Genomic DNA, 12,194 nt, shown 5'->3' on the forward strand with positions numbered 1-12,194 from the left:
TCCGTTGGCGGAACCGAATCGCGATCGGGCGGCAAATCACATATATCTAAAAAGAATTTAAATAGTTTTATTTCTTAGTTTTAGAAATAAGTAATTGCCTTTATAAGGATCGACACCCCAAGCAGCAATTGCATTTCACCGAATCTTTTCATGTAGAAAATGCATATCGACCTTCGCCAACTCCGCCACTTCATCGCGCTTGCCGAGCACCGCAGCTTCATCGCTGCGGCCGCTGCGGTGAACCTGTCGCAATCGGCCTTCAGCCGCAGCATCCAGACCCTGGAACACAACGTCGGCTGCCGCCTCGTGGACCGCGCCAGCAAGGACCTAGACCCGACCCGGCAGGGCTTGCTAGTGCTGGAGCACGCCCGCCGCCTGGTGCACGGCGCGCACAACCTGGTCAACGAGATCAGCCAGTTCAACGGCCTGGCCGCCGGATTGGTGCGCTTCGGCTGCGGGCCGGCGCCGGCCGCCCAATTGATCCCCCGGGCGGTGGGGCGCTTCGTCAACGACTACCCCGGTGTACGGGTGAAATTCCAGGTGGACAGCTGGCAGGAGCTGAACCGTCGCCTGGTCAGCGAAGAAATCGAATTTTTCGTTGCCGATACCCGCCATTTCGAGGCTGATCCCGATTACCGGGTGCACAAGCTAAAACCCCAGCGCTGGCACTTCTGCTGCCGCGCCGGACACCCGCTGACCGAGCGCGATCAGGTGCGCGTGGCGGACATCTTCCAGTACCCACTGGCCACCACCTTCCGCCCGCCGAACATCCGCAAGGTGCTGGTGGACTACAGCGGCCGCCAGGATTTCGCGCCCAATGTGGAATGCGAACACGGCTATGCCCTGCTTAACGTGGTGCTGAACTCCAACGCCATCGGCATCGCCGGCCAGGGCAACCTGGCCCCCTACCTGGACGCCGCGGCATTGGTGCGGCTGGACGTTGTCGACCTGCCCGAGGACCTGGAGGAATGCCACACGCGCTATGGCATCGTCAGCCGCGTCGGCTACGACCTGTCGGCCCATGCGCGGGCACTGGTGGAGCGGGTGATCGAATGCGATGAGATCCCAGGCACAGTGCAGGATCTTGTGTAAATACGACAGCAGGACCCTAAGCGCCATCCAGCTTGCGCAGCGCGGCAAAGGCGAGTCCCGCCGACACCACCTCGAACAGCAATGCGTAGAGGTTGAAGGTCTGCCCCAGGCTGCCATCCAGCCAGAGGCCGCTGACCCTCCCCAGAGCCAGGGCGACATAGACCAGCACCAGCAGGTCCAGCGCGGCTCGCGTCAGTTGCAGGCGCAGCTGCGACAGCAGGAGGAACGCGGCGATGCCCAGCGGCAGGCAACCGTACCAGGCACGCACATCGGTGACCGCCGAAGGGTCCATCAGCAACATGCCGCTGAGGCTCGCCATTTCTTCCGGTCGAATGAAGTAGGCCAGTCCGAAGACGACAAGGATCAGGGCCTGCAGGCCCAACAGGACGCGGGTGAAGAGCATCGCCAGGTCTCGCAAACGCGGTCAGGATTGAGCATAGGCGCTTGGGAATAGTCTGATACAGACCTGTGCTTGGGCCGGAAAAGGTGCGGCGCTATGCTGCCTTTCTTTGTCTCCGGCCCTCCTGGCCGCAAGGAGTCCACATGCGTTCCCTCCTCCTGCTCACCACCCTCTTCGCCGGCATCGCCCAGGCCGCCGAGCCCATCACCATGGACGTCTACCGCGACCCCAATTGCGGCTGCTGCAAGGCCTGGATCAGCCACCTGCGGGATAACGGCATCCAGGTCCGTGATCACGAGGAAACCGACATGGCCGCCGTGAAGATGCGCGTCGGCGTGCCCTATCAGCTCGGCTCGTGCCATACCGGTGTAGTGGACGGCAAATTCGTCGAAGGCCATGTTCCGGCCAGTGATGTGCTCAAGTTGCGCGAGCGCCCCGACCTGCTCGGCGCTGCCGTACCCGGCATGCCCACGGGTTCGCCCGGCATGGAAATGGGTGACAAGCAGGACGCCTACCAGGTGATCGGCGTCGCCCAAGGTGGCAAGTTGAGCGTACTCAGCGAGTATCCTGCTCGCTGAAGATCAGCACCTCGTCGACGGCCGCCTGATGCGGCCGTTTTCTTTTTCTGGAGCCTGAAATGGAATACTGGCAAGTCGATGTGTTCGCCGAACGGGTCCTGGCTGGCAACGGCCTGGCGGTTTTTCCTGACGCCAGCGGCCTTACCGCCACTGCGATGCAAGCGCTGACCCGCGAACTGCGGCAGTTCGAATCCATCTTCCTCGCCCCCCTGGACGCCCCCAATACCTTCTCCGCCCGGGTGTTCACCGTGGAAGAGGAACTGCCCTTCGCCGGTCACCCGATCCTCGGCGCCGCCGCCCTGTTGCATCACCTGCACGGCGGCAAGTCCGACGCAGACTGGTTGCTGCACCTCCCGGAGAAGCAGGTGCGCATCGCCACCCGCCGCCAGGGCAAGGGCTTCTACGCCGAGATGGACCAGGGCACTGCGGCATTCGGCAAGGTGCTGGACGAAGCCACCGCCGATGCCTTCGCCGCCGCTTTCAGCAGCGAGCGCGACCGCCGCTATCCGGCCCAGGTGGTCAGCACCGGCCTGCCCTATCTGCTGCTGCCGGTGACCGCCGCCGGGCTGGCCGGCGCAAAACAGCGCGAACTCCTGGACGACGCACTGGCCGGCATCGGCGCCGCCTTTATCTTCCTGATGGACGTGGACGCCCGCGAAGGCCGGACCTGGGACCCGCTGGGCGTGGTGGAAGACATTGCCACCGGCAGCGCCGCCGGTCCGGTTGCGGCCTGGCGCGTGGCCCAGGGCCTGGAGCCCGCCGACACGCCGTTCACGCTGGCCCAGGGACGCTTCCTTGGCCGCCCGAGCCGGCTCGACGTCCGCGTCACCGCAGCCGGCAACGCACTGGTGGGTGGCGAGGTCCAGCTACTGGCCCATGCCCGGTTGCTGCCCTCTCCAGTAGAGCTGGGCTGACGACCGGGCTGGCGGTGACCGGCGTCAGCGTCAACACTGATTAACTCGCATACGAACGGAGAGCGATCATGCGCTGGCAACGTGCGCGACGCAGCGACAATGTGCAAGACGGCGGAAGCGCAGGTGGCGGTGGCATGCGCCTGGGCGGAGGCAAGGGACTGGGCCTGGGCGGTATCGCCATAGTCGTGGTCGTGGCGCTGCTGATGGGTGAAGACCCGCTGCAGATCCTGGGGCAGATCACCCAGCAGAACGCCTCGGTCAATCCACAGCAGCAATCGGCCAATCCCACCGGTACACCGGAGGAGCGCGAGTTCGTCCGCGCCATCCTCGGCGATACCGAAGACACCTGGCGCGCCATCTTCCAGTCCGCTGGCCGCCAGTACCAGGACCCGACACTGGTGCTGTTCAACGGCGGCGTGCAATCGGCCTGCGGCTTCGCCTCATCGGCAGTCGGCCCCTTCTACTGTCCGGGAGACCGCAAGGTGTACCTGGACCTGGACTTCTTCGAGGAAATGGCCAGCCGCTTCCAGGCTGCCGGCGATTTCGCCCAGGCCTACGTCATCGCCCATGAAGTGGGTCACCACGTGCAGACCCTGCTGGGCGTGTCCGCCAAGGTCAACGCCGCCCGCCAACGCGGCGAGAAAGTCGAAGGCGACAACGGCCTGCTGGTACGTCAGGAACTCCAGGCCGACTGCCTAGCCGGCGTCTGGGCCTTCCATGCCCAGCAACGCCTGAACTGGCTGGAACCCGGCGACCTGGAAGAAGCCCTCAACGCCGCCAACGCCATCGGCGACGACCGCCTGCAACGCCAGGGCCGTGGCCAGGTGGTTCCCGACTCCTTTACCCACGGGACTTCGGAACAGCGGGTGCGCTGGTTCAAGATGGGGTTCGAGAAGGGCGAAGTGGGCAAGTGCGATACGTTTGCGACGGCGAGGCTTTGAGGCCAAGGCTCCGAGCGGGCTGACGCATCCCTCACCCCCGGCCCCTCTCCCGGAGGGAGAGGGGTGACTTCCAGCCGATCTCCGTGCAGGACTGCCCCCTCTCCCTCTGGGAGAGGGTTGGGGTGAGGGAAGCTGGGCTACCGCTCGGACGCCACCAGCAGAATCTTCTCCAACACCGCCTCTATCTCCACCAATGCTTCCCGCGAACTGAAGCGCAACACCTGAATCCCCTGCCCTGCCAACCAGCTATCTCGCAAGCGATCCCGCTCCGGATCCGCGTAGTGCTGCCCGCCGTCGAGCTCCGCCGCCAGCCGCTTCTCCTGGCAATAGAAATCGAGGACATACGGACCAACCGGGTGCTGACGACGAAACTTCAATCCTGCGAGCTGCCGTCCTCGTAAACGACGCCAGATGCGCTGTTCGGCATCGGTGGATGTACGCCTGAGCGAACGGGTGAATTCAAGGTGCTCTTCATCGAGCTTTGTCTTGTGCATGAGTCATCCCTCCGTGGACAACTGATGACTTCTTCAGGAACGAACCATCCCCAACAACTCCCCACAATCCCGCGCAAACCAGTCGACCAGTTCCGGCCAGGGGTTTTCCGGCAGGTTCACCAGCACGGTGCTCGTCCCCGCCGCGCGGCCGCTGTCGAGGTCGAAGCGGTAGTCGCCCACCATCACCAACTCACGCGGCTCGACCTGCCAACGCTCGGCAAGATGTAGAAGCCCGCCGGGATGTGGCTTGGGCGGGGCCTCGCCGCGGCCGAGGATGTCGTCGGTGGTGAAGCAGTCACCGAGTCCGATCGCCTGCAGGGTGAGGACTGCCAGTTCGTGGGCGTTGCGGGTGAGGATGCCGAGGCGGCAGCCGCGTTGGTGCAGTTCGCGCACCAGCTCGACGGCGCCGGCGGCGGGTCGGGCGTTCAAGGCCAGCTCCCGCTCGTGCTCCAGCAACCAGGCGTGCTTGGCGGCGGCTTCGTCTTCAGGCAAGGCGGCCAGGTGGTGGAGGATGTCGTCCTCCGGCGGGATGTCCAGGGCCACGCGGATGGCGGCGAAGTCATGCACGGCAATGGTCAGGGTGCCGTCCATGTCGAACACCCAGTGGCGGTATCGCCCAAGCTCGGTGCTCGGAACCGTCACTTCCAATCCTCACGCAGTCGAGTCAGGCCCTCTTGGGCCACCGAGGCAACCAACTGGCCGGCCCGGTTGAAGATGCTGCCGCGAGAGAAGCCGCGGGCATTACCGGCCCAGGGGCTGTCCATGGAATAGAGCAGCCAGTCGTCCGCGCGCAGATCGCGGTGGAACCACAGGGCGTGGTCGAGGCTGGCCACCTGCATGAACTTCTGCCACACCGATACGCCATGGGGGAGCATGGACGTGGTCAGCAGGCCGAAGTCCGAGGCGTAGGCGAGGATGTACTTGTGGATCGCCGGGATGTCCGGGAGGCTGCCGTCGGCGCGGAACCAGACGTACTTGACCGGCTCCCCCGGACGCGGGCTGAAGGGGTTTTCCGCACTGACCGGGCGAATCTCGATGGGCTTGGCGCAAAGGAGCTTGTCGCGTATCCGCTCGGACAGCAGGTGCGCATTCTGGCGAGCGAGCTCCTGCTCACTGAGCAGGTTTTCCGGCCCCGGTACATCGGGCATGGTGATCTGATGGTCGAAGCCGCCTTCATCCTGCTGGAAGGAGGCACTGCAGGTGAAGATCTGTTGGCCCTTCTGGATGGCGGTGACCCGACGAGTGCTGAAGCTGCCGCCGTCACGTACCCGCTCGACCGAGTAGACCACCGGCAGGGTGGCGTCACCGGGGCGCAGGAAGTAGCCGTGCAGGGAATGCACATGGCGCTCGGACTCAACCGTCTGGCTGGCGGCGGAAAGCGACTGGCCGAGAACCTGGCCACCGAACAGTTGGCGGAAACCGAGGTCCTGGCTGACGCCACGGAACAGGTTTTCTTCGATGGATTCGAGGCTCAGCAGCGCGACCAGCTCGTCGAGCACCTGGGTCATGGAATTCTCCTCTGCAAGGCTGCCACCCCGGTCATGGCCGGGGCGGTCTTCGTAGTTCGGGATAGGCCGGCAACGTCGTCAGGCGCTCGTCCCACTGCGCGCGGCCAATGGTGAAATGGTAAAGGCTTTGCCAGCGACTGTCGGCCATTTCCAGCAATTCATGTACCGAATCGTCGAAGTAGCAACCGATGCCGGTTCCCGACAACCCGGCGGCCTCGGCTTCCAGGTAGAGCACCTGGCCGATCTGCCCACATTCCCAGTAAAGCCGTGGATAGAGCCAGGCGCCCTGCTCCAGGGCAGCGTCGAATCGGGCGAGCATGGCCAGGGCAACGCAACCGTCGGCGGCGATGTCCTGGCCGCAGGAGAGAAAGCCCGCCAGGCCACGGGCGTCCCCTTCCAGCAGGCGGTACAGCGGCAGCTCGTCGCTGACCCGCTCCCAGACGAAATCCTCGCGCAAGCCAGTCCCCAGTTCCGCGTCTGGTGCAGCGCCGCGCGCCAGCCAATAAAGGCCGGGCGCCATGCCCTGGACGCGATGGACGAAGAGCAGCAGGTCGACCCGCGCCTCGCCGAGGCTGGCGAAGGGGACCGGCGAGTTCGCCGGCATGAGGCGACGCAGCCAGGCCAGCAACAGATCCGCCTGGATGCCACTGCGACCGTCCAGGGATTGGGCGCTGCGCCGGCGGTGCAACAGCGGCCGCAGGGGCAGACCGGGGTTATCCACAAGCGCGGTGGCCTTGGTGGCAGGCCATTCGGCCAGGGGCAAGCGCGGTGCCCGGCACAGGCCATGGACCCGCTCCAGCTCCGGCCACTGGCGCTGTTCGCGGGACAGCCGATTGGCCGTGCCCTGCAACTCAAGCGCAGCCAGACCCTCCAGCAGCGACGGCGGCAAGGTGAACTCACGCGCCTGGACCGGCCCGATCCACAGCAAGGCATCGGCGAACTCGGGCTCGACGAAGCCGGGACGATCCAGCCCCAGCAGGCCGTCCAGCGTCCCTTCGGCAACGCCGGTCATGACCCGCACCTGCCAGCCCAATGCCGATGCGGCAATCGCCAGTGCAGCCAGTGCGTGCCCCAGGTCGTGCTGGCAATAGCGGTAGGCGCGCTCGCCGTACTTCCAGGCTTCGCGCCAGGGAATACTGGCGAGCCCCAGCAAGAAGCCACCCGGCGGCAGCGCTGCCGACAGTTGCGTGCTCAGCGGCCCCGGCAGCTCGGCGCGAACCTCCAGGGCGTGGGCATCCGGCGCGTAGTGCGCCAGCACGCCGCCCTCCTCCACTGCACCCGGAGGCAGCAGCAGGTAAGCCTCGGTGGGGTGCAGGTTGCCCGAGGACGGATTGACCCGCAGCGCCCACTTGCTGGCCCCGGCCTCCTTCCACGCGGAAATGGCCAGGCTGTCGTAGAGCAGTTGGGAAATGCTGTCGCGGCTCAGCGGCGCAGGCTCGCCGACCGGAGCGGCGAACACCGCATCGTAGGGCGGGGTTTCCTCCAGCGGGCGATGCAAGAGCTCCAGCAGGCGCGCGCCGCTGTAGCGACGGAAGGGTGCCGGTTGGGTCGCCCAGTCCAGTTGCCCCGGCCCCGGCGCGAAGCGATCGGGACGGTGCTTGCTGAGTTCGTGATAGCCGCGCACGGCGTCGTTCATCGCAACGCTTCCCACTCGGCGCGCCCCAGGCGGTAGAGCACATGCGGGCGCAGGGGATGCCCTTCAGTCAGGAGCGGATGTTCGAAGTCACCCTCGGGGTCATGCTGCATCCCGATGCGCTCCATCACTGCCCGCGAGCGCAGGTTAGCGGGCACGGTGAAGGCCAGCACTTCCGTCAGTTGAAGCGGTTCGAAGGCGAAGGCCAGGGTCGCCTGCGCCGCCTCGCTGGCCAGGCCCTGGCCCCAGAAGCGCCGCATCATCCGCCAGCCGATTTCCACCGCCGGCGTGAAGTGTGCTTCGAAGTTCACGTTCTGCAGGCCGAGCACCCCGACGAAGGCACCATCGCCGCGATGCTCGACGACCCACTGGCCGAAACCGTGGTCGCGGAAATGGGCACGGATGCGCGCCGCCAGGTCGTCGCTTTGCGCGCGGGTCATGCAGGCGGGGAAGTGGTGCATCACCTCCGGATCGGCATTGAGGGCGGCAAAGGCCGGCAGGTCGTCGTCGCGCCAGCCGCGCAGGCGCAGTCGTGGAGTGATGAGTTCGATCGGATGCACGGGCGCGTCTCTTGAGGTGGGCTCGAAGGCCCAATCATACTGCCGAGCGTACCGCTCCGAGTGCCTATCGATGTTCCTGCCGCTGGTCTATCACGACGACTACAGCCCGCCCTTCCCGGCGGAGCACCGCTTCCCCATGGAGAAGTTCCGCCTGCTATACGAGCACCTGCTGGAGAGCGGCCTGACCACCGACGAGCGCCTGCACCGGCCGGATATCTGCCCGCCCGAGGTGCTGGCCCTGGCCCATTGCCCGGCGTACATCCAGCGCTTCCTCGACGGCGACCTCGGCCGCGAGGAACAGCGCCGTCTCGGCCTGCCCTGGAGCGAACCGCTGGCGCGGCGCACCGTGCGTGCGGTGGGCGGCTCGCTGCTCACCGCCGACCTGGCCCTGAAGCACGGCCTTGCCTGCCACCTGGCCGGCGGCACCCATCACGCCCACTTCGACCATGCGGCGGGATTCTGCATCTTCAACGACCTGGCGGTGATCAGCCGTTACCTGCTGGAAGCCGGCAGCGTGCAGCGGGTGCTGATTTTCGACTGCGACGTGCACCAGGGCGATGGCACCGCCCGGCTGCTGGCCGATACCCCGGAGGCCATCACCGTTTCCCTGCATTGCGAAAAGAACTTCCCCGCACGCAAGGCCGATAGCGATTGGGACATCCCCCTGCCCATGGGCATGGGCGACGCCGATTACCTCCAGGTGGTGGAAGACGCGCTGAACTATCTGCTGCCGCTGTACCAGCCGGACATCGTGCTCTACGACGCGGGCGTCGATGTGCACAAGGACGATGCCCTCGGCTACCTGCAACTGACCGACGCCGGCGTGGCCGAGCGCGACGAGCGGGTGATCCGCCATTGCCTCGGACGGGATATCCCGGTGCTGGGCTTGATCGGTGGTGGCTACAGCAAGGACCGCGCGGCCTTGGCTAGGCGGCATGGAATCCTCCACCACAGCGCGGATCGGGTTTGGCGGGAGATGGGGTTGGGGAGCTGATTCGCAACCTCTTCAGCTCGGTCTGGACCGTAGGGTGCGCTGCGCGCACCGACTCCAGGATCAGCTTCGGCACCACGTCAAACCGCCGGTGCGCACGGCGCACCCCTACCTGATCAGCTTCACCCCACCCTTCCAGCCCCAACCTTCGAATCGTCACTGGCAGAGCCGGTGACTCATGACCACGTCCTCAGGATGGGGTTTCCCAAGTTCAAATGAATTCGCCCCCGCAAACTGCCGTGTCCGCCCGAGTCGCGTGCATTAGAATGCGCCCTCCCCATTTCCCGCTTCGACTCATTCCCATGAACGACTCCTCCCCCTTCGTCGCCGTCATCGGCGGCGGCCCCGCTGGCCTGATGGCCGCCGAAGTCCTGGCCCAGGGCGGCGCGCGGGTGGAGTTGTTCGATGCCATGCCGTCCGTAGGACGCAAGTTCCTGCTGGCCGGTGTGGGCGGGATGAACATCACCCACTCCGAACCCAAGGCGCCCTTCGTCGCACGCTACGGCGCGCGACGCGAAGAAGTGGCCGCGCTGCTGGACGGCTTTGGCGCAGAAGAGCTGCGTAGCTGGATTCACGACCTGGGCATCGAGACCTTCGTCGGCAGTTCGGGTCGGGTCTTCCCCACCGACATGAAGGCCGCCCCGCTGTTGCGCGCCTGGCTCAAGCGCCTGCGCGAGCAAGGCGTGGTTATCCACACCCGCAGCCGCTGGCTGGGCTGGACCGACGACGGCGCCCTGCGCATCGCCACGCCGGATGGCGAGAAAGCCGTCGACGCCGATGCCTGCCTGCTCGCCCTCGGTGGCGGCAGCTGGGCGCGGCTGGGGTCGGATGGGGCGTGGGTTCCCCTGCTGGAGTCGCGCGGCATTGCCGTCGCGCCGTTGCAGCCGTCCAACTGCGGCTTCGAAGTGGACGGCTGGAGCCCGCTGCTCAAGGAAAAGTTCTCCGGGGCGCCGATCAAGCCGGTGGCGATCCGCCTGGACGACGAACCCGCACGCCAGGGCGAATTCGTGCTCACCGCCTACGGCGTCGAAGGCAGCCTGATCTACGCCCTGTCCGCCGCCATCCGTGAACGGATCAACGCCAGCGGCAGTGCCACGGTCCATCTGGACCTGCTGCCCGGCCAGCCTGTGGAAAAGGTCGCCAGGGCCCTGGCCCGTCCACGCGGGTCGCGCTCCATGGCCAAGCACCTGCACAGCCAGCTGGGCATCGATGGCGCCCGCGCCGGCCTTCTCCGCGAGCTGTCGGCCAAGGACGACTTCCTCGACCCCGAGCGGCTTGCGGCGACGCTCAAGGCGCTGCCGCTGACGTTGGTCCGGGCGCGTCCGCTGTACGAGGCCATCAGTACCGCCGGTGGAGTGCCTTTCGCGTCGATGGATGAAGGATTGATGCTCAAGCGCCTGCCGGGTGTGTTCTGCGCAGGGGAGATGCTCGACTGGGAAGCGCCTACCGGCGGCTACCTGCTCACGGCCTGCTTCGCCAGCGGTCGGGTCGCCGCGCAAGGCGTATTGCGCTGGCTATCGCGCCCGGGTGCGCTGGAGTAGCATCGCTCGCCAGGCCCCGCCAGAGGGCCGCCTGCCACCGTGATGGCTCGTTTTCCAGCCACTGTCATGGAACGCCCAATGAGCACACTGGACACCATCGAGATCAAGGCCTTCGTTCCGGCGAAGGATTACGCACAGAGCAAGGATTTCTACCGCGAACTCGGCTTCGAAATGTGCAGCACCTCGGACGAGGTCAGTTACTTCCGATACGGCCACAGTGCCTTCCTCCTGCAGAACTTCTACACCAAGGAGTTTGCGGAGAACCTGATGATGCATTTGCAGGTGAAGGACGTTGAATCCTGGTGGCAGCACGTGCAGACCTCGGGCGTGATCGAGCGCTACGGCCTGCGGGTGGTGCCACCCCAGGATCAGCCCTGGCGGATGCGCGATTTTGTCCTCATCGATCCAAGCGGCGTCCTTTGGCGCATCGGACAGAACATCTGATCGGAAGCTGGCCGCGAGGTGCCGGTCAGCACGCGGCCAGCGTCTATGCTCTCCCTGAGCCCAGCTTTCTTCATGCGGTGCCCCCAAGGTGATCCCCCTCCTCGTCTGCGACGATTCGATGATGGCGCGCAAGCAGTTGATTCGCGCGCTGCCGCTGGATTGGCCGGTGCATATCACCCAGGCCACTAACGGAGAAGAAGCGCTTGAAGCCATCCGTCAGGGTCATGGCCAGGTAGTCCTGCTGGACCTGACCATGCCAGTGCTGGATGGCTACCAGGTTCTCAGCCGGATTCGCGACGAAGGCCTGAAAGCCCGGGTGGTGGTCGTCTCCGGCGACATCCAGGAAGAAGCCCAGCGCCGCGTCCACGATCTTGGCGCCCTGGCTTTCATCCGCAAGCCGGCCGACCCGGACGAGCTGCGGGAAACCCTGATCCGCCTCGGCCTGCTGCGCCCGGCGCCGTCCACCAGCCCGGTCACCGGCGTACCCGGACGCCACGATCCGAACCTGCGGGTGAACTTCCGCGACGCCCTGCGCGAGGTCAGCAACGTCGCCATGGGCCGCGCCGCTGCCTTGCTCGCGCGCGTGCTCGGGGTGTTCGTGCAACTGCCGGTGCCCAACGTCAACTTGTTCGAAGTCAGTGAACTGCACATGGCCCTGGCCGATGCCCAGCGCGGCGAGCGGTTGTCGGCGGTGTGCCAGGGCTTCATCGGCGAATCCATCGCCGGCGAGGCGCTGCTGCTGTTCCATGACGCCGAGAGTGCCGAGGTGGCGCGCCTGCTTGGCTGGCAGCCACAAGGCGAGCACGAGGAGGCGGAGATGCAACTCGATCTCGCGAGCATTCTGATCGGCGCCTGCCTGGCCGGCATCGCCGAGCAGATCGACGTGCGCTTCTCCCAGGGCCATCCGCAACTGCTCGGCCGGCACAGCTCCATCGAGCGATTGTTCCAGCTCAATAACCGGCGCTGGCGCAAGACGTTGGCGGTGGAGATCAGCTACGCCATCGAAGATCACAACCTGCACTTCGACCTGCTATTGCTCTTCACCGAGACTTCCATCGCGCGCCTGACCCAGAAGATCCACTACCTGATGGACTGATC

14 protein-coding genes are annotated in these 12,194 nt (G+C 65.8%); 8 read left to right on the forward strand and 6 right to left on the reverse strand.

Features of this window, described 5'->3' with window-relative positions; all coding sequences use genetic code 11:
- The first annotated feature begins 159 nt into the window (after positions 1 to 159).
- Complete coding sequence (locus MnOB_RS15690) at positions 160 to 1,092, forward strand: LysR family transcriptional regulator (protein WP_077525146.1); 933 nt, start codon at positions 160 to 162, stop codon at positions 1,090 to 1,092.
- 16 nt (positions 1,093 to 1,108) lie between these two features.
- Here the strand turns inward: MnOB_RS15690 and MnOB_RS15695 are convergent, their stop codons facing one another.
- Positions 1,109 to 1,495 carry a DUF4345 domain-containing protein gene (locus tag MnOB_RS15695; protein WP_077525147.1) on the reverse strand — a complete coding sequence of 129 codons (387 nt, stop codon included), beginning with the start codon at positions 1,493 to 1,495 and terminating at the stop codon, positions 1,109 to 1,111.
- A gap of 140 nt (positions 1,496 to 1,635) precedes the next feature.
- Between MnOB_RS15695 and MnOB_RS15700 the strand changes: the two genes are divergently transcribed.
- The 3 genes from MnOB_RS15700 to ypfJ all read left to right on the forward strand — a co-directional run bounded on the left by MnOB_RS15700 (position 1,636) and on the right by ypfJ (position 3,925).
- The gene (locus MnOB_RS15700) at positions 1,636 to 2,070 is read left to right on the forward strand and encodes a DUF411 domain-containing protein (RefSeq protein WP_077525148.1); all 435 of its coding nucleotides are present in this window, start codon (positions 1,636 to 1,638) and stop codon (positions 2,068 to 2,070) included.
- A 59-nt stretch (positions 2,071 to 2,129) separates the two neighbouring features.
- Positions 2,130 to 2,984 (forward strand): PhzF family phenazine biosynthesis protein, encoded by an 855-nt coding sequence (locus MnOB_RS15705; RefSeq protein WP_077525149.1) that lies wholly within the window; start codon positions 2,130 to 2,132, stop codon positions 2,982 to 2,984.
- A 68-nt stretch (positions 2,985 to 3,052) separates the two neighbouring features.
- A complete protein-coding gene (ypfJ, locus tag MnOB_RS15710) occupies positions 3,053 to 3,925 on the forward strand; it encodes a KPN_02809 family neutral zinc metallopeptidase (protein WP_077525150.1) in 873 nt (290 codons plus the stop codon).
- Between the two features lie 137 nt (positions 3,926 to 4,062).
- Here ypfJ and MnOB_RS15715 read toward each other — a convergent pair whose 3' ends face one another.
- Genes MnOB_RS15715 through MnOB_RS15735 form a run of 5 tightly spaced genes read right to left on the reverse strand, consistent with a single transcriptional unit; the run spans position 4,063 to position 8,120 of the window.
- Positions 4,063 to 4,419, reverse strand: a complete 357-nt coding sequence (locus MnOB_RS15715) for an endonuclease domain-containing protein (protein WP_077525151.1) — start codon at positions 4,417 to 4,419, stop codon at positions 4,063 to 4,065.
- 33 nt (positions 4,420 to 4,452) lie between these two features.
- Positions 4,453 to 5,061: an HAD family hydrolase gene (locus MnOB_RS15720; RefSeq protein ID WP_265093689.1), complete on the reverse strand. Its 609-nt coding sequence runs from the start codon at positions 5,059 to 5,061 to the stop codon at positions 4,453 to 4,455.
- Positions 5,058 to 5,927 (reverse strand): acyl-CoA thioesterase II, encoded by an 870-nt coding sequence (gene tesB / locus MnOB_RS15725; RefSeq protein ID WP_077525152.1) that lies wholly within the window; start codon positions 5,925 to 5,927, stop codon positions 5,058 to 5,060. The genes MnOB_RS15720 and tesB overlap by 4 nt, the downstream gene beginning before the upstream one ends.
- Positions 5,928 to 5,958: 31 nt before the next feature.
- On the reverse strand, positions 5,959 to 7,563 hold the full coding sequence (locus tag MnOB_RS15730) for a nitroreductase family protein (RefSeq protein ID WP_077525153.1): 1,605 nt from the start codon (positions 7,561 to 7,563) through the stop codon (positions 5,959 to 5,961).
- On the reverse strand, positions 7,560 to 8,120 hold the full coding sequence (locus MnOB_RS15735; RefSeq protein ID WP_077525154.1) for a GNAT family N-acetyltransferase: 561 nt from the start codon (positions 8,118 to 8,120) through the stop codon (positions 7,560 to 7,562). Before MnOB_RS15735 ends, MnOB_RS15730 begins: the two co-directional genes overlap by 4 nt.
- Before the next feature lie 70 nt (positions 8,121 to 8,190).
- On the opposite strand from MnOB_RS15735, the gene MnOB_RS15740 reads away from it, so the two are divergent.
- From MnOB_RS15740 to MnOB_RS15755, 4 genes are all read left to right on the forward strand, one after another.
- A complete protein-coding gene (locus tag MnOB_RS15740) occupies positions 8,191 to 9,114 on the forward strand; it encodes a histone deacetylase family protein (RefSeq protein ID WP_077525155.1) in 924 nt (307 codons plus the stop codon).
- A 299-nt stretch (positions 9,115 to 9,413) separates the two neighbouring features.
- A complete protein-coding gene (locus MnOB_RS15745) occupies positions 9,414 to 10,652 on the forward strand; it encodes a TIGR03862 family flavoprotein (RefSeq protein WP_077525156.1) in 1,239 nt (412 codons plus the stop codon).
- A gap of 78 nt (positions 10,653 to 10,730) precedes the next feature.
- Positions 10,731 to 11,096, forward strand: a complete 366-nt coding sequence (locus MnOB_RS15750) for a VOC family protein (protein ID WP_077525157.1) — start codon at positions 10,731 to 10,733, stop codon at positions 11,094 to 11,096.
- Between the two features lie 88 nt (positions 11,097 to 11,184).
- Entirely contained in the window at positions 11,185 to 12,192 is a 1,008-nt protein-coding gene (locus MnOB_RS15755) for a response regulator (RefSeq protein WP_077525158.1), read from the forward strand.
- The last annotated feature ends 2 nt before the right edge of the window (positions 12,193 to 12,194 follow it).

It is taken from the genome of Metapseudomonas resinovorans (genome assembly GCF_002003485.1).
GTDB lineage: Bacteria > Pseudomonadota > Gammaproteobacteria > Pseudomonadales > Pseudomonadaceae > Metapseudomonas > Metapseudomonas resinovorans_D.

Coding starts and splice junctions, on each gene's coding strand:
- MnOB_RS15690 (WP_077525146.1), top strand. CDS start 160: ATGCATATCGACCTTCGCCAACTCCGCCACTTCATCGCGCTTGCCGAG.
- MnOB_RS15695 (WP_077525147.1), bottom strand. CDS start 1,495: ATGCTCTTCACCCGCGTCCTGTTGGGCCTGCAGGCCCTGATCCTTGTC.
- MnOB_RS15700 (WP_077525148.1), top strand. CDS start 1,636: ATGCGTTCCCTCCTCCTGCTCACCACCCTCTTCGCCGGCATCGCCCAG.
- MnOB_RS15705 (WP_077525149.1), top strand. CDS start 2,130: ATGGAATACTGGCAAGTCGATGTGTTCGCCGAACGGGTCCTGGCTGGC.
- ypfJ (WP_077525150.1), top strand. CDS start 3,053: ATGCGCTGGCAACGTGCGCGACGCAGCGACAATGTGCAAGACGGCGGA.
- MnOB_RS15715 (WP_077525151.1), bottom strand. CDS start 4,419: ATGCACAAGACAAAGCTCGATGAAGAGCACCTTGAATTCACCCGTTCG.
- tesB (WP_077525152.1), bottom strand. CDS start 5,927: ATGACCCAGGTGCTCGACGAGCTGGTCGCGCTGCTGAGCCTCGAATCC.
- MnOB_RS15730 (WP_077525153.1), bottom strand. CDS start 7,563: ATGAACGACGCCGTGCGCGGCTATCACGAACTCAGCAAGCACCGTCCC.
- MnOB_RS15740 (WP_077525155.1), top strand. CDS start 8,191: ATGTTCCTGCCGCTGGTCTATCACGACGACTACAGCCCGCCCTTCCCG.
- MnOB_RS15745 (WP_077525156.1), top strand. CDS start 9,414: ATGAACGACTCCTCCCCCTTCGTCGCCGTCATCGGCGGCGGCCCCGCT.
- MnOB_RS15750 (WP_077525157.1), top strand. CDS start 10,731: ATGAGCACACTGGACACCATCGAGATCAAGGCCTTCGTTCCGGCGAAG.